At 71.0% G+C, this 21,152-nt stretch carries 18 protein-coding genes and 2 pseudogenes; 11 read left to right on the top strand and 9 right to left on the bottom strand.

Annotation, left to right across the window (positions count from 1 at the left end):
* Positions 1 to 6 precede the first annotated feature (6 nt).
* The 3 genes from ACGF0D_RS37695 to ACGF0D_RS37685 all read left to right on the top strand — a co-directional run bounded on the left by ACGF0D_RS37695 (position 7) and on the right by ACGF0D_RS37685 (position 1,190).
* The gene (locus tag ACGF0D_RS37695) at positions 7 to 330 is read left to right on the top strand and encodes a hypothetical protein (RefSeq protein WP_392924270.1); all 324 of its coding nucleotides are present in this window, start codon (positions 7 to 9) and stop codon (positions 328 to 330) included.
* 121 nt (positions 331 to 451) lie between these two features.
* Positions 452 to 676, top strand: a complete 225-nt coding sequence (locus ACGF0D_RS37690; protein ID WP_392924267.1) for a hypothetical protein — start codon at positions 452 to 454, stop codon at positions 674 to 676.
* Between the two features lie 148 nt (positions 677 to 824).
* Positions 825 to 1,190, top strand: coding sequence for a hypothetical protein (locus ACGF0D_RS37685; protein WP_392924264.1), 366 nt, complete (start codon positions 825 to 827; stop codon positions 1,188 to 1,190).
* Between the two features lie 36 nt (positions 1,191 to 1,226).
* Here ACGF0D_RS37685 and ACGF0D_RS37680 read toward each other — a convergent pair whose 3' ends face one another.
* From ACGF0D_RS37680 to ACGF0D_RS37660, 5 genes are all read right to left on the bottom strand, one after another.
* Positions 1,227 to 2,093 (bottom strand): ketose-bisphosphate aldolase, encoded by an 867-nt coding sequence (locus tag ACGF0D_RS37680; RefSeq protein ID WP_392924261.1) that lies wholly within the window; start codon positions 2,091 to 2,093, stop codon positions 1,227 to 1,229.
* The gene (locus ACGF0D_RS37675; protein ID WP_392924258.1) at positions 2,084 to 3,037 is read right to left on the bottom strand and encodes a 1-phosphofructokinase family hexose kinase; all 954 of its coding nucleotides are present in this window, start codon (positions 3,035 to 3,037) and stop codon (positions 2,084 to 2,086) included. Before ACGF0D_RS37675 ends, ACGF0D_RS37680 begins: the two co-directional genes overlap by 10 nt.
* Entirely contained in the window at positions 3,034 to 3,948 is a 915-nt protein-coding gene (locus ACGF0D_RS37670; RefSeq protein WP_392924256.1) for an ROK family protein, read from the bottom strand. The genes ACGF0D_RS37675 and ACGF0D_RS37670 overlap by 4 nt, the downstream gene beginning before the upstream one ends.
* Positions 3,945 to 4,817, bottom strand: a complete 873-nt coding sequence (locus ACGF0D_RS37665) for an SIS domain-containing protein (RefSeq protein WP_392924254.1) — start codon at positions 4,815 to 4,817, stop codon at positions 3,945 to 3,947. Before ACGF0D_RS37665 ends, ACGF0D_RS37670 begins: the two co-directional genes overlap by 4 nt.
* A 191-nt stretch (positions 4,818 to 5,008) precedes the next feature.
* Complete coding sequence (locus tag ACGF0D_RS37660) at positions 5,009 to 7,006, bottom strand: ricin-type beta-trefoil lectin domain protein (protein WP_392924251.1); 1,998 nt, start codon at positions 7,004 to 7,006, stop codon at positions 5,009 to 5,011.
* A gap of 322 nt (positions 7,007 to 7,328) precedes the next feature.
* Between ACGF0D_RS37660 and ACGF0D_RS37655 the strand changes: the two genes are divergently transcribed.
* The 4 genes from ACGF0D_RS37655 to ACGF0D_RS37640 are packed head-to-tail and all read left to right on the top strand — an operon-like array spanning position 7,329 to position 12,564.
* Entirely contained in the window at positions 7,329 to 8,588 is a 1,260-nt protein-coding gene (locus ACGF0D_RS37655; RefSeq protein ID WP_392924248.1) for an ABC transporter substrate-binding protein, read from the top strand.
* Positions 8,589 to 8,617: 29 nt separating this feature from the next.
* Positions 8,618 to 9,595, top strand: coding sequence for a carbohydrate ABC transporter permease (locus tag ACGF0D_RS37650; protein ID WP_392924245.1), 978 nt, complete (start codon positions 8,618 to 8,620; stop codon positions 9,593 to 9,595).
* The gene (locus ACGF0D_RS37645) at positions 9,595 to 10,443 is read left to right on the top strand and encodes a carbohydrate ABC transporter permease (protein ID WP_392924242.1); all 849 of its coding nucleotides are present in this window, start codon (positions 9,595 to 9,597) and stop codon (positions 10,441 to 10,443) included. Before ACGF0D_RS37650 ends, ACGF0D_RS37645 begins: the two co-directional genes overlap by 1 nt.
* Before the next feature lie 60 nt (positions 10,444 to 10,503).
* Positions 10,504 to 12,564, top strand: coding sequence for a phosphocholine-specific phospholipase C (locus ACGF0D_RS37640; protein ID WP_392924239.1), 2,061 nt, complete (start codon positions 10,504 to 10,506; stop codon positions 12,562 to 12,564).
* 78 nt (positions 12,565 to 12,642) lie between these two features.
* On the opposite strand, the gene ACGF0D_RS37635 is transcribed toward ACGF0D_RS37640, so the two are convergent.
* Positions 12,643 to 13,401: a DeoR/GlpR family DNA-binding transcription regulator gene (locus tag ACGF0D_RS37635; RefSeq protein WP_392924236.1), complete on the bottom strand. Its 759-nt coding sequence runs from the start codon at positions 13,399 to 13,401 to the stop codon at positions 12,643 to 12,645.
* A 142-nt stretch (positions 13,402 to 13,543) separates the two neighbouring features.
* Between ACGF0D_RS37635 and nagA the strand changes: the two genes are divergently transcribed.
* The gene (gene nagA / locus ACGF0D_RS37630; protein ID WP_392924233.1) at positions 13,544 to 14,734 is read left to right on the top strand and encodes an N-acetylglucosamine-6-phosphate deacetylase; all 1,191 of its coding nucleotides are present in this window, start codon (positions 13,544 to 13,546) and stop codon (positions 14,732 to 14,734) included.
* A 112-nt stretch (positions 14,735 to 14,846) separates the two neighbouring features.
* Here nagA and ACGF0D_RS37625 read toward each other — a convergent pair whose 3' ends face one another.
* The gene (locus ACGF0D_RS37625; RefSeq protein ID WP_392924230.1) at positions 14,847 to 16,946 is read right to left on the bottom strand and encodes a SpoIIE family protein phosphatase; all 2,100 of its coding nucleotides are present in this window, start codon (positions 16,944 to 16,946) and stop codon (positions 14,847 to 14,849) included.
* A 365-nt stretch (positions 16,947 to 17,311) separates the two neighbouring features.
* On the opposite strand from ACGF0D_RS37625, the pseudogene ACGF0D_RS37620 reads away from it, so the two are divergent.
* Positions 17,312 to 17,611: pseudogene (locus tag ACGF0D_RS37620) on the top strand (helix-turn-helix domain-containing protein); the annotation flags it as partial.
* A gap of 463 nt (positions 17,612 to 18,074) precedes the next feature.
* Here the strand turns inward: ACGF0D_RS37620 and ACGF0D_RS37615 are convergent.
* Positions 18,075 to 18,605 carry a hypothetical protein gene (locus ACGF0D_RS37615; RefSeq protein ID WP_392924227.1) on the bottom strand — a complete coding sequence of 177 codons (531 nt, stop codon included), beginning with the start codon at positions 18,603 to 18,605 and terminating at the stop codon, positions 18,075 to 18,077.
* 100 nt (positions 18,606 to 18,705) lie between these two features.
* Positions 18,706 to 19,377, bottom strand: a pseudogene (locus tag ACGF0D_RS37610) (cation:proton antiporter); the annotation flags it as partial.
* A 321-nt stretch (positions 19,378 to 19,698) separates the two neighbouring features.
* On the opposite strand from ACGF0D_RS37610, the gene ACGF0D_RS37605 reads away from it, so the two are divergent.
* Together ACGF0D_RS37605 and ACGF0D_RS37600 are read left to right on the top strand one after the other, a co-directional pair.
* On the top strand, positions 19,699 to 20,922 hold the full coding sequence (locus ACGF0D_RS37605; protein ID WP_392924224.1) for an NAD(P)/FAD-dependent oxidoreductase: 1,224 nt from the start codon (positions 19,699 to 19,701) through the stop codon (positions 20,920 to 20,922).
* 18 nt (positions 20,923 to 20,940) lie between these two features.
* A partial coding sequence (locus tag ACGF0D_RS37600; protein WP_392924221.1) for a sigma factor occupies positions 20,941 to 21,152 on the top strand: 212 nt, incomplete at its 3' end.

The following is a 21,152-nucleotide window of genomic DNA, read 5'->3' as shown; positions in this document are numbered from 1 at the left end:
GCCCACGTGAACGAGAAGTCCGCCGGAGTCCCGGCGCGGTGGCGGTCGGCCGCGCCCGTGGTCGCGACCGCCGTCCTGGGCCTGGACACGGTGGCGTCCTGGTGCCTGTTCAACCGGGAGCAGCCGTGCTGGGGGAAGGGGTCGGGGCGCGTCGTGGCAGGATTCGGCGCGGCGGGTCTTGGAGTTCTCGGCCTGCTGGCACTGGTGGTGTCCTGGGTCGTGGTCCGCCGCTCCGAGTCCCGGGGCGGCGCGCTGACCGCCGCGCTGCTGGCGACGCTGACGACCCTGTCCGGTCTCGGCATGGTGTTCCTCGGGCAGCCGTCCTGTTGAGGGGCCCTTCCGCGCCCTGCACGGGTGCTGCGGTGATCGGTGGTCAAGGAGCCGTCGGAAGGTGAGGACGTGAGTGTGATGGCGGACCTGGTGGAACAGGCGCTGGCGGCAGGACCCGGCCGTGCCCGACCTCTTCGAGGACGGCGAGCCCCTGTACTGGGCAGACAACGAGGACGACGTCAAGGTCCTCGGCTTCTACACCACCCGCGCCCTCGCCGAGGCTCGCATTGAGCACTACCGCGAACTGCCCGGCTTCCGGGAGTCGCCCGGGGGCTTCGCCGTCCACCCGTACCCGCTGGACCAACGCCGCTGGCTCCGCGGCTTCCAAGCACCGCCCGGATCCTGACGCGCTGAGCGTGGAGCCGGGACGGAACCCGGCCCAGGAGAACTCGTATGCCCACCAGGGCGACCGCTACATCGCTGCCAGGTCCCGCGGCCGGCAGCGCCTGACCACCGGAGAGACAGAGGGCATGAGCAACAGAGGGAAGAAGTCGGTGCTGCGGATCTCCGTCCTGTCCGGCCGCCACGAACTGACGGTCCACTCGCTGTCGAGGTCGGCGGAGTCCTTCACCGTGAGCTATTCGGTTGCGCCACCGCTGCCCGACGAGCCGGGCTCCGTCTCACCGTCCGCTTCTCCGGTGTTCATGTGGCTGGAGGCCGTCGACGATCTCGGCAACCATTACAGCGACTTCGGCAGTGCCCGGGGCCTCAGCCCGGACGGCCGCCGGACCGTCGGGAGCATGGCGGGACAGCCAGGTCTGCCGTCGGGTGCGGTGTCGCTGACGGTCCGTCTCATGTTCGGGGTCGGCTCGGACAACTTCGGTTATGACCTGGTGCTTCCGGTTCCGGCAGCGGGCTGAAGGAGTGGCAGGGGCGGCGGTGTCAGGTCCGGGCGCTCATCGGGCTGGCCGGGGGTCGTCGCCGGGGAGCGTCGCCTTGAGCACGCCGAGCAGGCGGGTGACCTCGGTGGCGACGGCGGTGCGGGCGGGGCCGAGGTAGCGGCGGGTGTCGACCAGCCGTACGTCGCCGGCCAAGGCCTGGCGGACGGCGGTGGTGAAGACCTGGTTGAGATGGGTGGCGATGTTGACCTTGGTCATGCCGGCGTCGACGGCGGCGGTCAGGAGCTCGTCCGCCACGCCGGAGGAACCGTGCAGGACGAGCGGGACCGGGACGGCCGCACGCAGCCTGGCGATGAGCTCGAAGTCGAGCGCCGCGTCGCGGGTGAGCATGGCGTGCGAGGTGCCGACGGCCACGGCGAGGGCGTCCACGCCGGTGGCGGCGACGAACGCCGCGGCCTCGGCGGGATCCGTGCGCGCGCCGGGTGCGTGGACGCCGTCCTTGCCGCCGACCTCGCCGAGTTCGGCCTCGGCCCAGACGCCGGCGGCGTGGCAGTGCTCGACCACCTCGGCGGTGGCGCGCACGTTGTCCTCGTAGGGGAGCGCGGAGGCGTCGAACATGACCGAGGTGAAGCCCGACTCCACTGCTTCGTGGACGAGTTCGACGGAGGTGGCGTGGTCGAGATGGACCGCGACCGGCACCTTTGCGGCGCGCGCGGCGGCGAGGGTGGCGACGCCTATAGGGGCGAGGGCGCCGTGGTAGCGCACGGCGTTCTCGCTGATCTGCAGGATGACCGGGGCGTGCGCGGCCTCGGCACCGGCGATGATGGCCTGGGCATGTTCGAGCTGGACGACGTTGAACGCTCCGACGCCGCGCGCGGCGCTGGCGGCGGCGGTGGTGATCGCGCCGGTTCCGGTCAGGGGCACGGGTCGAACTCCTTGGCTGTGAGGGGCTGTTCGAGGGTCTGGACATCCACACGGGACCGCAGGGCCTGGTGGACGGCGGGGTCGAAGTCACCGGCGAGCGGTGCGGCGACTGCGGCCGCGGAGAGTGCCACGGCCTCGGCCAGCCGGTCGGGCCAGGAGGTGTTGGTGACCAGGCCGAGGGTGAGCGCGGCGACGGCTGCGTCGCCGGCGCCGGTGGAGTTGCCGGCCAGCCGCTCGGGTGGGCGGGCGCGCCAACTGCCCTGCGGGGTGACGGCGATGAGGCCGTGCTCGCCGAGCGAGCCGACCACCGCGCCCGCTCCGGCGGTCTGCAGCGCCCGGGCGGCGGCCACCGGGTCGGCCAGGCCGGTGGCGGCGGCGAGTTCGTCGGCGTTCGGCTTGATCAGGGCCGGACCGGCCGGGAGCGCCGCGCGCAGGGCCGCCCCGTCGGCATCGAGTACGGCAGGGGTGTTGTGGCCGTGCGCGAGCCGGAGCAGGTGGGCGTAGGCGCCGTCGGGGAGGCCGCGCGGCAGGCTGCCGGAGAGGACCACCGCCCCGGCCTGCGGTAGCAGCCTGTCGAGGTGGTTGATGAACTGCTCCCACTCCTCGACGCCCACCACCGGTCCGGGTTCGAGCAGGATCGTGGTGTCCCCGACGTCCTCCTCGACCACGGCCACGGTCCGCCGGGACTCGCCGGGGATCGGCAGCATCCGGTCGACCAGCCCGGCGGCGGCGAGTTCGGCGCGGACCGCCTCGCCGGTACGGCCGCCGGCCAGGCCGGTGACGACGGTCGGGTGGCCGAGGGTGTGCAGGATACGGGCGACGTTGACGCCTTTGCCGCCCGCACGTTCGGCGACCGCCCGGACGCGGTTGCTGCCGTGCGGGCGCAGTCGGTCCAGGTGGTGGGTGATGTCAAGGGCCGTGTTGAGCGTGACGGTGAGGATCACGGCGCGACTCCGGCGGCCAGCAGGTCCTGCGCGAGCAGTCCGGCGCCGTAACAGCCTGCCTCGTGGCCGAGTTCGGCGGGTACGAGCTGCGGCATCGCCTGGAAGGTGAGCCGGGCGGCCAGCGCTTCGCGCAGCGGAGCGAAGTACGGCTCGCCGGCCCGGGCCAGGCCGCCGCCGATCACGACGCGCTCGGGGTCGAGCAGCGTGACCGCGCTCGCCAGGCCGTCGGCGAGCGCGTCGACGGCCTCCTGCCAGACTGCGGCGGCCGTCCGGTCCCCGGTTGCGGCGCGCTCGGCGACCTGCTGGGCGGTGACGTACCGTTCGCCGGTGGCGGCGGTGTAGCGGCGGGCGATGGCGGAGGCCGAGGCGAAGGTCTCCACGCAACCGCGCCCGCCGCACGCGCAGGGCTCGCCGCCGGGGCGGACCACCAGGTGGCCGAGCTCGCCGGCGCGGGTGTGGCTGCCGGTGAGCGGTCGGCCGTCGACCATCAGGGCGGTGGCGATGCCGGTGCCGACCGGTACGAAGAGGAAGTTGCGGCTGCCGCGGCCGGCGCCGGCCCGGGCCTCGGCGATGCCGCCGGCCCGTACGTCGTGCCCGAACGCGACCGGGATGCCCAGGTGTTCGGACAGCCAGTGCCGGAGGGGCAGGTCGTGCCATCCGAGGTTGGCGGCGAGCACCGCGGTGCCGGCCGGCTCGTCGACGATGCCGGGTACGGCGATGCCCGCGGCGGCCGGACGGAAGCGCCCGGCGAGTTCGGCCGCGCAGTCCAGGACGGTCTCCAGCACGGCCTCGGGTCCGCGTTCGGCCCGGGTGAACCAGCGCTCGGTGTGGCGCAGGCTGCCGTCCTCGGCCACCGCCGCGCCTTTGATGTAGGTGCCGCCGACGTCGAGGGCGATCGCGGTGGGGCTCACGGCTGGGTCAGCACGATGGAGCGGGTGAGGTTGCGGGGCTGGTCGGGGTCCAGGCCGCGGCCCTTGGCGAGCTCGACGGCGAGCCGCTGGGCGCGGATGAGGTCGGCCATCGGGTCCAGCGTGCTGACCGACAGCGCGGTGCCGGTCGGCTGGACCTGGTCGACCAGTCCGGTCGGCGGCTCGCCGAAGAACCAGAGGACGCTGTTCGGGCCGGTGACGCTGATCGGGCCGTGCCGGTACTCCATTGCCGGGTACGACTCGGTCCACGACCCCGAGGCCTCGCGCAGTTTGAGCGCGGCCTCGTTGGCCAGGCCGACTGTCCAGCCGGTCCCGAGGAAGGTGAACTGGCTCGCCGCGCCGGCTCGTTCGGGCAGCGGCTCGGTCAGTGCCCGCTCGGCGTGCGCGACCAGGTCGGCGGGGGCGAGGCCGAGGTGGCCGCGCAGCAGCGCCAGCGCGGTGGTGGCGAAGCGGGTCTGGACGACAGACTTCTCGTCGGCGAACTCCAGGTCGATCACGGTGCCGGCGGCCGTGCTGATCGGGGTGGCGAGGTCGCCGGTGATCGCGACGGTCGGCGTGGTGCCGCAGCGCACCAGCGCGGCCAGCACCTCGGTCGTGGTGCCCGAGCGGCTGATGGCGACGACACGGTCGTAGTCGCGGGCGGCCGGGAACTCGGAGGCCGCGAAGGCGTCGGTCTCACCGAGCCCGGCACCCTCGCGCAGGCCCGCGTACGCCTGGGCGATGTAGAGCGAGGTGCCGCAGCCGATCACGGCCACCCGCTCGCCGTGCTCCGGCAGCCCGGCGGGCTCCAGCGCCAGCGCCTTGCGCCAGCACTCCGGCTGACTGGCGATCTCCTGCTCGACGTAGCTCATCAGGGCTCTCCTCGGTCGGGGCTGGGTGGCACTCGGGTGTCGCTCTGCCCTGGGTGCACGTTTCATGTTGCGCGCTTGATTGCGCGAAGCTGATCTATTGATAGCTCAATGTGTCATCTCTGAGCAAGATCGGGCGGCCGTGCCGGTGGGTTCCGCCGAACCGACCGGCACGGCCGCGCAGGTGTCCGACGTCAGGCCGTCGGCGGGGCGTCGAACGGCGCGGCCCAGGTCTGGTTGGTCTGGATCGCGTCCGGCGCGGCACCGCAGTCGTACAGGTCGACCGGCGTGCCGGCGGCCGTCGTGGTGCCGCCGTAGACGTCCAGGCAGGAGCTGGTGCCGGCGAGCTTCAGGTTGCCGTCCCGGTTGTAGGTCCAGGTCTGGTGTCCCGGGGCCGAGCCGCAGGGTGCGACACCGACCCACTGCCCCTGCTGCTGGTTGAGCGCGCCCTTGGTGACGGTGCTCTGGGCGGTGAGACAGAGGCTGGCCGCGCCCGTCTGGAGGAGCTGGACGGAGCCGTCGGCGTTGCGCTGCCACTGCTGGTTGCTCTTGCTCGTGCAGGGATAGACGTCGACCGGGTTGTTGGTGGCGGTGCCGGACGCGTGGTTGTCCAGGCAGAGCGACTCCTTGCCCCAGTCGTCGCGCGAGACGGTGATCTGGCCGCGCGGCGTGGTGCCGCCGCAGCCGCCGTTCGCGCTGACCTTGAGCATCGCGCTGTCGTGCGACCCGATGGTGAGGGCGACCGTGCCGCCGGAGGAGCCGGTGCTGTGTGCCCACAGGTCGCGCACACTGTAGGAGCACCCGACGGTGTTGAAGCCCGCCGCCGCCAGGTTGAGCGAGTAGTTCGCGCTCGCGGCGCCCTTGTTGAGTACCACGACGGCCCGGCTGCCGTCGGCCAGCGGCTTGACGACCACGTCGATGCCGCTGGTGGCGGCCGGCGTGCCGTTGGAGCCGGCGGCACCGCCGAGCACCCGGTACCCGCCCGCGCCCAGCGGGTCCTGGTCGACGGCGATGACCTCGGAGTTGCCGAGGATGCCGATCGACGCCTTCAGGTGCGAGGCCTCGGCCGGGTGGGCGGCGAGGTAGGCGGGCTCGAACTTGCGCGCGTCGGTGGAGATCACCAGCGGAGCGGCCAGCGCGGAGAACAGCGACATCTGGCTGCGCTCCTCGGCGGTGGTCATGCCGTTGTCGCCGATCAGGAGCATGTCGGCGTCGTTCCAGTTGCCCGGGCCCTGGTAGCGGCTCATCTCGACGGAGTAGTCGAAGCTCTGGTAGGCGCCGATGCTGTAGCCGCCGGGGGCGATCGCCTGGTTCCACGGGTTCTTGCCGTCCCCGTGGTTCCAGATGTCCGGGCCGACCCGCCACAGCTGGCCCAGTGGGCGGACCCAGCGCATCGAGGAGAACTTCTCCGAGCCGTTGTCGTAACCGGCCGGGGCGGAGATGTTGAACATCACGTTCGGCGTGGCGGTGCCGGCCTGGTTGGCCTTGGTGACGGCCGTGTTGAGGGCGGCGGACATCCGTGCGTCGAGCGTGCGGACCGGTTCGACGTCGCCGCAGTTGTCGTACTTGAGCTCGTCGACGCCCCAGGAGACGAAGGAGTTGGCGTCGTTCTGCTCGTAGTACTCGCTGCCGTTGGGCAGGTTGGGCGCGGTCGGCTGGTCGGTGGAGCAGGTGTGGGTGCCGGAGGTCTCGTAGATGCCGAACTTGGCGCCCAGGCTGTGAAGGTAGTCGCCGTAGGCCTTCAAGTCGTATTCGAAGCCGGGCTGTTGGGAGGTGTTGCGGACGTCGGTGGCGCCGCCCCAGTTGAGGGCGCCGTGCAGGTAGCCGGCGCTGTTGCGGTACATCCAGCAGTCGTCCACGGTCACGGACTTGTAGCCCGCGGCGATCAGGCCGGTGTCGGACAGCGCCTTGGCGTTGTCCTTCATGTACTGCTGGAACGAGTATGTGAGCGGGTCGGAGCCGTCGAGTGGGGCCTGTGGCGTGCACTGGGCCCGCGCCCAGTTGTTGAAGCCCATCGGCGGCACCGCGCCGATCGGGCCGTTGGGGCTGGCCGAGGCGGTGTAGTTGGCGGCCGGGGCGTTCACGCCGTCATTGGCCGATGCGGGCGTCGCGCCGAGCGCGGCACCGGCGACGAGCACGGCGGTCGTCGCCAGCAGCGCGGTGGATCGGGGGGACCGGAAGCGTCTGGTCACGAGGTGTGGGGATTCCTTCCGTGTTTGACTGAAGTTGCGTCAATGATCGGAAGATCATGCAGATTCAGTCATGTGTCGAGCAGCTTCGGGCGATTGGGCGGTCCGCGTCAAGGTGCAGATTCGCCTCACGTTCTCTTCACGTTTCAACTGCAACGCTTCGGTAACGCGACTGGCTCGGCGGGGGGATGAGGATGCACACTCTGGTGACATTGATGCTCGATATTGAGCAAACACCCATTGCACGGTGCACTTTCGTGCAACTTGTACAACCCTCACCTGGGCCGCCGCTGGGTCGGCCCCAGCTGCAAAGGCGGTATCAGAGATGAAGCGGCGTCTTCTCGCCCTGTCGGCGGCCACCGTGGCCGGAACGCTCGCACTGTCGGGGTGCGGCAAGGGATCGAATTCCGGTTCGACCTCCGCCGACGGCGTCACGACGATCAGGTTCGTTGCCGCCGACTACGGCTCCAACGGGCAGAACCCGAGTCAGGCGTACTGGCAGGGCGTCATCTCCGCCTTCGAGCAGCAGAACCCGAAGATCAAGGTCGATCTCCAGGTCATCAACTGGAACGACCTCGACACCCAGGTCAAGACGATGGTGCAGAACGGCAACCAGCCGGACATCCTGCAGACCGGCGGCTACGCCGACTTCGCCAAGAACGGCCAGCTCTACCCGGCCAAGGACGTCCTCTCCGGCAGCACCGCAGGCGACTTCATCCCCGCGATGGCGCACGCCGGCGAACAGGACGGCACCCAGTACGGGATCCCGTTCGTCTCCAGCGCCCGGATGTTCCTGATCAACAACGCGCTCTTCAAGAAGGCCGGCCTCGACCCGGCCAAGGCGCCCAAGACCTGGGCCGACCTCACCGCCGCCGCCACCGCGCTGAAGAACGCCGGCGTCGAGATCCCGCTCGGCGTGCCGCTGGGCAAGGAGGAGGCCCAGGGCGAGTCGTTCATCTGGATGCTGGAGAACGGCGGCGGCTACCAGGATGCCAAGGGCAAGTACACCATCAACTCGCAGGCCAACATCGACACCTTCACCCAGCTCAAGAGCTGGGCGGACGCCGGCCTGACCGAGCAGAGCCCCGCCTCCGTCAACCGCACCGACCTGGCCAAGGACTTCGCGTCGGGCAAGGTCGGCATGCTCAACGGCATCCCCACCCAGCTGAACGACGTCAAGACCATGGACGTCACCTGGACCGCCATGCCCAGCAAGGACGGCACCTCGAAGACCACCCTCGGCGTCGCCGACTGGGTGATGGCCTTCAAGAAGGGCGGCCACAAGGACCAGATCAAGGCCTTCCTCGACTTCGCCTACTCCAAGGACAACACGGTGAAGTTCGACAAGGAGTACAGCCTGATGCCGGTCACCCAGTCCGCGCTGACCGCGCTCCAGGCCGACCCGGACGAGAAGGCCCTGGTGCCGTTCCTGCAGACCCTGCCCACCGCCACCTTCTACCCGCTCAGCGACCCGACCTGGCCGGCCGTCTCCGCGCAGGTCAAGACCCAGATCGGCAGCGCGCTCGGCGACCCGAAGAAGGCCCTCGACGCACTCCAGCAGGCCGCCCAGCAGGCCGGCGAGTGACCGGCGCGACGGCGCAAGGAATCCCCGCCGTGTCCTCCCGCACCACCGCAGACGTCCGGCCGGGCGACCCCGCCACGCCGGACACGCCGACGGCAGGCCCGCCGAGCCCACCTGAGGGCCCGCCGGTCAGGCGCCGTTCCCTGTTCGCACGGCTCGGGCCACTGCCCTGGCTGGCCCCGGCCGTCGTCCTCATCCTGGGCGTGGTGGTCTGGCCGGTCATCGAGATGGTCGCCACCTCGCTGCGCAAGATCGACACCACCGGCACCGACCACGGCCCGGCCGGCCTGATCAAGTACCACAAGCTCTTCAGTGACCCCCGGCTGCCCGCGGTCCTCACCTGGACCGCCGTGTGGACGCTCGCCGTCGTCGGCCTGACCATGCTGATCTCACTCGCGCTGGCCCAGCTGTTCAACCAGAACTTCCCCGGCCGCCGCGTCACCCGCTGGGCGCTCATCGCCCCCTGGGCCGCCTCCGTGCTGATGACCGCGATCGGCTTCCGCTGGATGCTCGACCAGGTCGCCGGCGTGTTCAACCGGCTCCTGCTCGACCTCGGCCTGATCGACCACCCCCAGGCCTGGCTCGGCGACGCCGCCCACGCCAAACCCTGGCTGGTCCTCGTCGCCGTCTTCGTCTCACTGCCGTTCACCACCTACACCCTGCTCGCCGGCCTCCAGACCATCCCCGCCGAGGTCTACGAAGCCGCCAGGGTCGACGGCGCCACCCCCTGGCAGACCTACCGCAAGATCACCCTGCCGCTGCTGCGCCCCGCCTTCCTGGTCGGCCTGGTGATCAACCTGATCAACGTCTTCAACTCGTTCCCGGTCATCTGGGGCATGACCCAGGGCGGCCCGAACGCCGACACCGCCACCACCACCGTGTTCATGTACATGCTGCGCGGCTACGACGTCGCCGAGTCCGCCGCCATGTCCGTGGTCAACTTCGCCGTCGTGATCCTCATGGTGATCGTCTTCCTCAAGGTCAGCCGCTGGAACGGGGAGGAGAGCTGATGACCACCCTTCAGTCGACGCCGGTGATCCGCCGTCCGCGCGCCCGGACCGTCCTGTTCACCGTGGTGGCCTGGGCGCTCGCCGCGCTCTTCCTGCTGCCGTACCTGGAGATGCTGATCACCGGCGGCCGCCCGGCCGACCAGCTGCGCGACAACTCCTACCTGCCGACGCACTTCGACTGGTCCTCCTTCACCAAGGTCTGGACCGACACCACGCTCGGCCAGAACCTCCAGATCACCCTGCTGGTGGCCGGCGGCTCGACACTCCTGGTGCTGCTGGTCGCCCTGCCCGCCGCGTACTACACCGCCCGGGTCCGCTTCCGCGGCCGCAAGGCGTTCCTGCTGCTGGTGCTGGTCACCCAGATGTTCCAGCCCACCGCCCTCCAGGTCGGCCTCTACCGCGAGTTCTACGCGCTCGACCTGCTGGACACCCCCGTCGTCCTGGTGCTCGCGAACGCCGCCTTCAACCTGGCCTTCGCGATCTGGATCCTCAGCGCCTACATCGGCTCGATCCCGGTCGAGCTGGAGGAGGCCGCGATGATCGACGGCAACAGCCGGGTCGGGGCCCTGTTCCGGGTCACCCTGCCGCTCGCACTGCCCGGCGTGGTCACCGCCGTGATCTTCACCTTCATCTCGGCCTGGAACGAGTTCATCATGGGCCTGACCCTGACCAACTCCCCGGACCGGCAACCGCTGACCGTCGGCATCAACAACATGATCGGCGCCTACAGCGTGCAGTGGAACTACGTGTTCGCGGCCTCGCTGGTGGCCATCGTGCCGGTCGTGGTCCTCTTCGCGGTGATCGAACGCCACGTCGTCTCCGGGCTCACCGCCGGATCCGTCAAGTAGGCCGGCCCGGCTCCCCTCGGGGCACTGTCCCTCCATCCTTGTGACAGACAGAGGTCATTCATGGCAGAGCTGAACCGCCGCCGTTTCCTCCAACTGGCCGGCGCCACCGTCGCGTTCTCGTCCCTGTCGCAGAGCATCGCGCGGGCCGCGTCCATAGCCCCGCAGGGGAGCACCGGCACCATCCAGGACGTCGAGCACATCGTCGTGCTGATGCAGGAGAACCGTTCCTTCGACCACTACTTCGGGGCGATGAAGGGCGTCCGCGGCTTCGGCGACCCCCGCCCGGTCACCCTGCCGGGCGGCAAGTCCGTGTGGCACCAGACGGACAGCGCGAAGAAGGAGGTACTGCCGTTCCGCCCGCAGGTCAACGACCTGGGCCTGCAGTTCATCCAGGACCTGAACCACGACTGGGCCGGCGGCCACCAGGCATTCAACAACGGCACGTACGACCAGTGGATCCCCGCCAAGTCGGCCACCACCATGGCCTACCTGACCCGCCAGGACATCCCGTTCCACTACGCGCTCGCCGACGCGTTCACCCTCTGCGACGCCTACCACTGCTCGCTCATCTCCTCCACCGACCCGAACCGCTACTACCTGTGGACGGGGTTCACCGGCAACGACGGCACCGGCGGCGGCCCGGTCCTCGGCAACCAGGAGGCCGGGTACGGCTGGACGACCTACCCCGAGCGGCTGGAGCAGGCCGGGATCTCCTGGAAGGTCTACCAGGACATCGGCGACGGCCTGGACGCGGCCGGCTCGTGGGGCTGGATCGACGACGCCTACCGCGGCACCTACGGCGACAACTCGCTGCTGTACTTCGACAACTACCGCAACGCCGCGCCCGGCGACCCGCTGTACGACAAGGCCCGCACCGGTACCGACGCCAGGGCGGGCGACGGACTGTTCGACCGTCTGCGCGGTGACGTCCAGGCAGGCACGCTGCCGCAGATCTCCTGGATCGTCGCGCCGGAGGCGTTCACCGAGCACCCCAACTGGCCCGCGAACTACGGCGCCTGGTACGTCTCGCAGGTGCTGGACGCGCTGACCTCCAACCCCGACATGTGGGCCCGCACCGCGCTGTTCATCACCTACGACGAGAACGACGGCTTCTTCGACCACGTGGTGCCGCCGTTCCCGCCTTCCTCCGACGCGCAGGGCCTGTCGACGGTGGCGACCGACGCCGACTACTTCAGCGGCGACGCCGACTACGCGGCCGGTCCGTACGGTCTCGGTCAGCGGGTGCCGATGCTGGTCGTCTCGCCCTGGAGCACCGGCGGCTACACCTGCTCGGAGACCTTCGACCACACCTCGATCATCCGCTTCATGGAACGCCGCTTCGGCGTGCTGGAGCCCAACATCTCGCCCTGGCGGCGGGCGATCTGCGGCGACCTGACCTCCGCCTTCGACTTCACCGCCTCGAACGCGGCGCCGGCCAGGCTGCCCTCCACCGCCGCCTACCTCCCGAAGGACCACAACCGGCACCCGGACTACGTACCCACCCCACCCGCCACCGGCACGATGCCGAAGCAGGAGCCGGGCGCCAAGCCCACCCGCCCGCTCAAGTACGCGCCGTACGTGGACGGTTCGGCTGACACCGGCACCGGCACGTACCGTCTCACCTTCAACGCGGGTGCGTCTGCGGGCGCCCAGTTCCTGGTGACGTCGCCCGGCCGCACCGACGGCCCGTGGACGTACACCACGGAGGCGGGCAAGACGATCTCGGACACCTGGAACACGGAATACTCCAAGGGCGTCACGGACCTGACCGTCCACGGTCCGAACGGCTTCCTGCGCCGCTTCCGCAACCCCGGGAAGACGGCGGAGCCCGAGGTCACCGCACGCCACAACCCGGCCACCGGCAACCTCGACCTGACCTTCACCAACCCGGCCGGCGTGGACGCCACCCTCACCGTCACCAACGCCTACGGAGGATCGCCGAAAACCCTCAAGGTCCGCCGGGGCGCCACGGTCCCGTACACCGTCGACCTGAGCGCCTGCCGCAACTGGTACGACGTGACCGTCACCTCCAGCGCGACCGCCGACTTCGTCCGCCGCCTCGCCGGCCACGTCGAGACCGGTACCCCGGGCCTCTCGGACCCGGGCATCGCCACCTACTGACCGTCCTGTCCACGGTCGCTCCGGGCATCTGGGGTGCCCGGGGCGACCGCACGAGCGCCGTGCGCGGGCGGGCTCAGGTCAGGCCCGCAGGACCCGCACCCCTGTGGCGGTGATGTCCTGCTCCTGCGCGTTGGTCAACTCGTCATCCGTGACCAGGTCGTGGACGTCCGAGAGCGGGCAGATCTTCGCGAACGTGACCCGGCCGATCTTGCTGCTGTCCGCCAGGACGACAGCCCGGGTTGTGCTGCGGAGGAAAGCCCGGTCCGTGGTGGCCTCCATCTCGTCGTGCGTGGTGCAGCCCTCGCCCGGGGTCAGGCCGTCCACACCGATGAAAGCGATGTCCAGGTGGTACTGCGAAAGCATCCGCTCGGCCGCCGGCCCCACCAGCTCGTAGCTCGTGGTCCGGGCGATGCCGCCGATCACCACCAGGCGGACGTCCGGGCGGACGATCAGGTCGGCCGCGATGTTGACGGCGTTGGTCACGATGGTGATCCCGCCGCGCTCGGCCAGCAGCCGTGCCAGCTCGCTCGTCGTGGTGCCGCCGGTCAGGCCCACGACCGCGCCGTCCGGCACCAGCCGGTCGGCCGCCACGGCGATCCGACGCTTCTCGGCCTGCCGCTTCCCGTGCTTGTGCCGCAGTGGCAGTTCGAGGTTGACGGCGCCGGTGACGGCTCCGCCTCGGGTGCGCAGCAGCAGGCCCTGGTCGTTGAGTTCCTGCAAGTCGCGACGGACGGTGGCCGACGAGACCTGGAGCAGCTCCACCAGCTCGTGCACATCGGCGCTGCCCGACTCGGAGACGTGCGCCAGGATTCGGGCGGCGCGATCAGCTTTGAGCATGACGGGATTGTAGCCCTCGGCCCGCAGGAGTGTGCTGCTACCAGGAAAGGAATGTCCTCTGAAACGTTCCCGAGTCCGGACCGGCCTCTGCGTGAAAATGCTTACGAAGTCATGTCCCGATCAAATTTGAGCAGGTGATTGCATGTCCTCCTCCCGTGTCATGCTGGCCGGTGCCCGGCTGGTTCTGCCCGGCGGCGTCGTGGGTGACCGCCTGGCCGTCGAGGGCGACCGGATCGCGGCCATCGCGAGCGGCGAGCCCGAGATTGGCGACCTGGACCTGACCGGCCACACCGTCGTCCCCGGCTTCGTCGACCTGCACGTCCACGGCGGCGGCGGCGCCTCCTACGCCTCCGGCATCGCCGACGAAGCCCTGCACGCCGCCCGCACCCACCTCGAACACGGCACCACCACCACGATGGCCTCCACCGTCACCGGCGAGATCGACGAGATCGCCCGCCAGGCCGCCGTGCTCTCCGAGCTGGTCGAGGACGGCGTCCTGGCCGGCATCCACTTCGAGGGCCCCTTCATCTCCCCGGGCCGCTGCGGTGCCCACCGCCCCGACCTGCTGCGCGAGCCCGACCCCGCGCTCGTCCGCAAGCTCGTCGACGCCGCCCGCGGCCACGCCAGGATGGTCACCCTCGCCCCCGAACTCCCCGGCGGCCTCGACTCGGTACGCATGCTCGCCGACCTCGGCGTCATCGCCGCCGTCGGCCACACCGACTCCGACTACGCCACCACCCTGGAGGCGATCGACGCCGGCGCCACCGTCGCCACCCACCTCTTCAACGCGATGCCCGGCATCGCCCACCGCGCCCCCGGCCCCATCGTCGCCCTGCTGGAGGACGAGCGGGTCACCGTCGAGCTGATCAACGACGGCGTGCACCTGGACCCCTCCGTCCTCGACCTCGCCTACCGCACCGCCGGGGCGAGCCGGGTCGCCCTGATCACCGACGCCATGGGCGCCGCCGGCATGGGCGACGGCCTCTACCCCCTCGGCCCCCTCCAGGTCCAGGTCAAGGACGGCGTCGCCATGCTCCCCGACGGCAGCTCCATCGCAGGGTCCACGCTCACGCTCGATCAGGTATTCCGCCGTGCCATGGTCGTTCACGGGCTGACCGTCAACCAGGCCGTGGAGTCACTCTCCGCCGCCCCGGCCCGTCTGCTCGGCCTCTCCGACTCGATCGGCTCGCTGGAGGCCGGCAAGCTCGCCGACCTGGTCGTGCTCGACTCCGACACCTACGACCTGGTCGCCGTGATGCGCCGCGGCCGGTGGGTCCGCGGCGACGACCTGTTCACCACGGTGGCGCCGAGCGGCGGTTCCACGGCTGACTGAAGACGAACTCGCCGCCGTGCTTCGGCCCAGGAGGTGCGGCTGGACTCCAGCGGACGACGAGCGAGTGGGGCTGGCCACGGGCTTCGCCCCGGCCGGAGCCGGGGGAGCGAGGTCAGAGCGGCTCCACCGCCGCCATGAGTGCCTCTCCCAGGGAGCTCAACTCGGCGGGACGGATGGTCTGTTCGGCCCAGATGGTCTTGTCGGTAGGACCGTAACGGGTGCCCCAGGCGTCCACCAACTGGGCGATCATGAACAGTCCGCGGCCGCCCTCGTCGGTGTCCCGGGCCAGCCGCAAGTGCGGCGAGGTGCTGGACCCGTCGGAGACCTCGCAGGTCAGCACACGGTCACGGATGAGGCGCAGTTGGATCGGGCTGCGGCCGTAGCGGATCGCGTTGGTGACCAGTTCACTGACCACCAGCTCGGTGACCAGGGCGAGCTCCGTGAGGTCCCACTCCCGGAGTTGGCGGTTGGCCATGGCGCGGGCCTGCGACACGACGGCCGGATCCGAGGGCAGGTCCCAGGTGGCGACGTCGTCGGCGGTCAGGACCCGGGTGCGGGCCAGGAGCAGCACGGCGTCGTCGTCCGGGGAGCTCGCCGCGAGGGTGGCGTCCACGGTCGTATCGGCGAGCTCTTCGAGGTCGTCGGCGGCTTCGGCGAGGGCGAGGCGCAGCCGGTCGAGGCCGGCATCGAGGTCGAAGGGACGTTGCTGGACGAGGCCGTTGGTGAACAGGGCCAGGATGCTGTCGGCCTCCAGGTCGATGTCGGCGGTCTCGAACGGCAGGCCGCCCAGGCCCAGCGGGGGCCCGGTGGGTATGTCGGCGAAGGCGGCGGGCCGTCCGGGCCGCGCGACGGCGGGTGGGAGATGTCCGGCGCTGGCCATCTGACAGTGCCCCGTCACCGGGTCGTAGATCGCGAACAGGCAGGTGGCGCCGATGGCCGCCAGGGGCTCGCGCGCGTCGTGCTCGGGCTCGGCCGCTCCCGAGACGGTGTCGTCCAGGTGCGCGAGCACCTCGTCGGGCGATAGCCCCATGCCCGCCAGGGTTCGCACCGCGGTGCGCAGGCGGCCGGCGCGGGCGACGGCGTCGATGCCGCAGCCCGGCACGTCGCCGACGACCAGGGCGGTGCGGGCGCCGGGCAGGGCGATGACGTCGAACCAGTCGCCGCCGGCCCCCGTGCGGGCGGGCAGGTAGCGATGGGCGGTGGCCAGGGAACCGTGTGCCGGCGCGGGTTCCTGCAGCACGCTGTCCTGCAGGGCCAGGGCCGCGCGGCGCTCCCGGGTGTAGCGACGGGCGTTGTCCACGCACACGGCCGCCCGCGCCGCCAGTTCCTGGGCGAGCTTGAGGTCGTCGTCCTCGAAGGGACGCGAGGCGCGCCAGCGGTAAAAGTGGACCAGGCCCAGAGTGAGATCCCGCGTCTTCAGCGGGACGATGACGACCGAGTGGACACCGGCCTCGGTGATCCTCTCCGCTCGCGCCGGGTCGTGGGCCGGCCAGTCGAGCGCGCCAGCCGTGCCCTTGATCAGCAAGGCCTCCCCTGACGCCAGGCAGCGGGCCAGCGGGGTGGCGGGGTGGAAGGCCACGGCCGCGCCGACCGGGTGGAGCGACTGCGGGGCCTGCGGGGTCGCCGACCGCACCGCCGCCCGGCGCAGCGCGGGCGCACCGCCCGCAGGGCTGGGCTCCTCGCCACGCTCGACGCCGTCGAGCAGGTCGACGGCGACGAAGTCCGCCAGCTGCGGGACGGCGACCTCGGCGAACTCCTCGGCGGCCCGCCGCACGTCCAGGGTCGAGCCGATCCGTTCACCGGCCTCCTTCAGCAGGGTCAGCCGCTCCCGGGCACGGGTGCGGGAGGTCTTGTCGACGAGGATGGAGCCGACCCCGATCACCTCTCCGCTCGCACCGGTCATGCGGAAGGTAGTGCCGGACCACACCCGCTCGCCGCCGGCGTCGGCCGGCGTGGGGATCCGGTGCTCGGTACGGCGGGGTACGCCGTCGGCCAGCACGGACCGCAGGCGTTCCTCGACCACCTCGCCGTCCGACCCGGGGTACACCTCGCGGACATGGCGTCCCAGCAGCCGGGTGATCGGGACGCCGCTGACCCGCTCCACGGCCGCACTGACCCGCACCAGACGCAGGCGCGTGTCGTACACCACCAGACCGATGGGTGCCTGCTCGAACAGGCACGCCAGCAGCTCCTCGTCCGTCTGGGAGGACACGTCGGGGCTTGTACCTTCTCCCGACGATGGGATCTCCATACACACGCCTCACGAGTACCGAAGGGCTGATCGCGAAGGACTCACGGCCTCACACGGAGCAGCCCGCAGCCGCCCCGCCTCCATGATGCCCACGGCATCACCGGTCCCGCCCGGCGGCAGTGCCCGGCGGGCGGCACGGTCGGTGCCCCGGGCAGAGCGTTCCGCCGGCCGTCTCTCGGCAACGGGTGAAATGAGGTTCTGGATCACTTTCCGGAAAGTGATCCAGAACCTGAAATGAGGGCCACGGACGGCAAATCAAAAGCGGGCCGCACTCGGATCTCTTGATCATCCTGACTTCACTGGTCTGGAGTCAGGAGGAAGCGAGGGTGATCCACGTGGAGGACTGGGCTGAGATCCGTCTGCTGTACCGGAGCGAGGGGCTGTCGGCCCGGGCGGTGGCCCGGCAACTGGGGAGTTCCCGAAGTACGGTGCTGCGGGCGCTGGCCTCGGACCGCCCGCCGGTTTACCGGCGGGCGCCGAAGGGCTCGGTGGTGGACGTGGTGGAGCCAGTGGTCCGGGAACTGCTGAAGCAGACTCCGACGATGCCCTTGACGGTGATCGCGGAGCGGATCGGCCGGGAGCGTGGGCTGACGATCTTGCGTGAGCGGGTTCGCGAGCTGCGTCCGGACTCGACGGCGTCGGAGAACAGGACGGTTGACGCGGCCGTGGGGAACACGTTCGTCACCAGAACCAGCCGGCCTGCCTCCTCCGGGCGGGGAAGGAGTACAGGTCCGTGATGTCGACGGCAGGTTCGGCGAGCGCCTGGGGGCCGGAGAAGCGGTCTGACATAGGTCCTCAAGCTTGCAGGTGTCGATGCCGGAGACCCGGCTCCTGCGTGATCGGACGGGAAGCATCCCACCCGACGTGCCCGCTGGGCCGCCCGTCCGGAAGCAGTGAACGTGCCTTAGCTAGCAGGGCCTAGCAGGAAACCGTAGGAGGCGCGGCTTCCATTGTTGCCCGCGCGGCGGCCAGGCCGTCCTGGCTGTGCGCCAGCTGCAGTGTCAGGGCTGCGTCTGAGCGCTGGCGCCCGGCTCGCGGCCCTACACGACGAAGACCGCTTCCCCGGGTGGCCGTCCGCAGACGGAGTGCTCAGCCGATGCCGAGGGCGGCTTCCTCGCGGTCGAGGTCGTGCTGGAGGCGTCGGCGGGTGGTGTCGCTGATGCGGTGCTCGTCGTAGAGGCGGTGCAGTTCGGTGCTCTGGACGGCTATCACCTCGCGCCTCAGCTGGCGGTAGGCGGCGTCGGCGGTGGTGCCGTCGGGAGTTTCGGCAGTGTGGTCGAGGCGGGCGGTGAGGCCGCGGCGCACGCGGTCGACGGCGGTGGCGGGCATGACCTCCAGGGTCGCGAGGTGGTCGACGTGCTCGAGGGCGGCGTGGTTGAGGGCGTCGCGGGCATCGTCCTCCTCCTGGGCGGTGTGTTCGGGCTCCAGGGCGAGTCCGGAGCGGTTGACCACCGCGGCGAGGGTCAGGCCCTGGACGACGAGGGTGAACACGACGACCGAGCTCGTCAGGACGAGGACGAGGGGGCGTCCGGCGAGGGCGCTGCCGTTGTCGGCGGTGAGCGGGATGGACAGGGCCGCGGCCAGCGGCATGACGCCGCGGGTGCCCGCCCAGGTGACCACCCCGGCGACCCGCCAGGACAGCCCCCCCGCGGGTGGGCTTGACCGCGCGGGTCAGCGGCAGCGTCCAGAGGACGCGCACGGCGATGAGGACGGCGGCCAGCGCGAGCGCCTGAAGCGGCCACCATCCCCGGCCGGCCGGCAGGGCACGGACTGGCGTGGGCAGTTCCAGGCCGACGATGCTGAAGACGACGCTCTCCAGCAGGAACACCACGACGGCGTAGACGGCGTTCAGCTGGAGCCGGGAGTGCGCGTCGGTGAGGCGGTGACTGGAGCGGCCGAGCAGGACACCGGCGATCACGACCGCCGTGACGCCCGAGGTGTGTGCGGACTCCGCGAGGACATAGGCGGCGTACGGGGTGACGAGGGCGATCACCGTCTCCAGCACCGGGTCGGTGGTACGGCGGCGCACCAGCCACACCAGGCCCGCGACCGCGGCGCCGATCAGGCTGCCGCCGCCGCCGAGCAGCACGAGCTCACCGCCGGCCTCAGGGAGGTTCACCGTGCCGCCGACGGCCACGGCGACGCCGACGGCGACCTTGAACAGTACGAGCGAGGTGGCGTCGTTGAACAGGCTCTCCGCCTGCACGAGGACCTGGACGCGCCCGGGCAGCGCGAGGCGGCGGCCGAGGGCCGTGACGGCGACCGGGTCGGTGCTGGACAGCACGGCGCCGAGGACGAACGCCATCGCGGGCGGCATCCCGGTGAGCGCGACCGCCGCGTGGCCGACGGCGGCGGCGGAGGCGAAGACCAGACCGAAGGACAGGATGGTCACCGGCCGCCACACCGCACGCAGGTCCCGCAGGGACAGCTCCTCGGCGGACTGGCGCTGACCCGCTCCCGCCGCACCGGCTGACCAGCTCACCAGCGAACGGGACCGCGCTCCGGGCGAGTGTCCGTGCTGCCTCAGCTCACGAACTTTTCGACTCGCCGGCGTACGCCGGTCGCCTCCCGGACCCGGGTACAAGTGCTGTCCGTTCAAGCATCCAAAGCCACCTGTCGCACTGTGACCCACATCACATGTGGTTCCTGTCAGCAATCGGGGCGCTGTTCCGCTCAAGCCACCGGGAGCAATCGAACCGAACAGGAGCTACTCATGAAGCACCGCATCCTCGTTCTCGGCGCCGGCTATTCCGGGGCCTACACGGCCGGGAATCTGGCCCGCCGGCTGTCCCCGGCGGACGTCGAGATCACCGTGGTCAACGCTGTACCGGACTTCGTCGAGCGGATGCGCCTGCACCAGTTGGCGGCCGGCCGGGACATCGAGGCTCCGAAGCTCGCCGACGTGTTCGCGGGCACGGGGATCCGGCTGCGCCTGGCCCGTGTCACCGCCGTCGACCCCGAGCGCCAGGTCGTCGCCGTGGCCGACGCCGACGGCGGCGGCGGCGAACTCGGCTACGACACGCTCCTCTACGCGCTCGGTAGCCACGGCGACGTCGACGGCGTTCCCGGCGCGGCCGAGCACGCCTTCGACGTCGCCGCCCGGCCCTCGGCGCTGCGCCTGCGCGAGCGCTTGGACAGTCTGGGCAGGCGAGGCGACGGCGGGAGTGTGGTGGTCGTCGGCGACGGGTTGACCGGTATCGAGACCGCCACCGAGATCGCCGAATCCCGCCCCGGGCTGTCGGTGACGCTCATCGCCCGCGGCGAATTGGGCGCCCGGCTCTCCGTCGGAGCCCGCGGCCGCCTGCGCCGGGCCTGCGACCGGCTGGGCGTCACCGTCCTGGAGCACACAATGGTCGAGGCCGTCGAATCGGCACGGGTGCTGTGCGCCGACGGCACCGCCCTGGCGTCCGACGCGACCGTGTGGACGGCCGGGTTCGCGGTCGACCCCATCGCCGCCGCCGGCGGGCTGGAGGTCACCGGGAACGGTCGGATCGTCGTCGACCGCACCATGCGGTCGGTGTCACACCCGAACGTCTACGCCATCGGCGACAGCGCCTACGCCATCGGCGACAACGGCCGACCGCTGCCGATGTCCTGCGCCTCGGCCGCCTGCACCAGCCAGCAGGCCATCGGGGCGATCCTGGGACGCCTGACCGGCCGCAAGATCGCGAACACCAAGCTGGTCTACACGTACAACCACATCAGCCTCGGGCAGGGGGAGGCGATCTGGCAGGGGGTCGACGACGAAGGGCAGCCGAAGCCGAAGCACATGGGCGGGCGGAAGTCCGCGCGGCTCAAGGTGCGCCTTGTCGCGCTCTCCTGCTGGGCCACCTCGCACCCGACCCTCGGCATGCCCAAGCGCAGGCACCGCCTGGCCGCCGCGCCGGACGCGACCGCCGAAAACGCCGTCACGTCCGGCGCGAAGACGGTCGCGTAGCCGCCTAGGGTGATCCACGTGGACAGCACCGCCACTGATCGCTTCGACACCAGTCGGTTCGAGGCCAGCCGCAACCGGCTGGCCTCGCTGGCGTACCGTCTCCTCGGCTCCGCCGCCGACGCCGAGGACGCCGTGCAGGACGCGTTCGTGCACTGGCAGGCCGCCGACCGGCAGCGGATCAAGGTGCCGGAGGCATGGCTGACCAAGGTCGTCACCAACCTGTGCCTGGA

Source organism: Kitasatospora sp. NPDC048298 (assembly GCF_043201465.1).
Classification (GTDB): domain Bacteria; phylum Actinomycetota; class Actinomycetes; order Streptomycetales; family Streptomycetaceae; genus Kitasatospora.
Note: the sequence above shows the minus strand (reverse complement) of the source record. Positions and strands in the feature narration are given on the sequence as shown.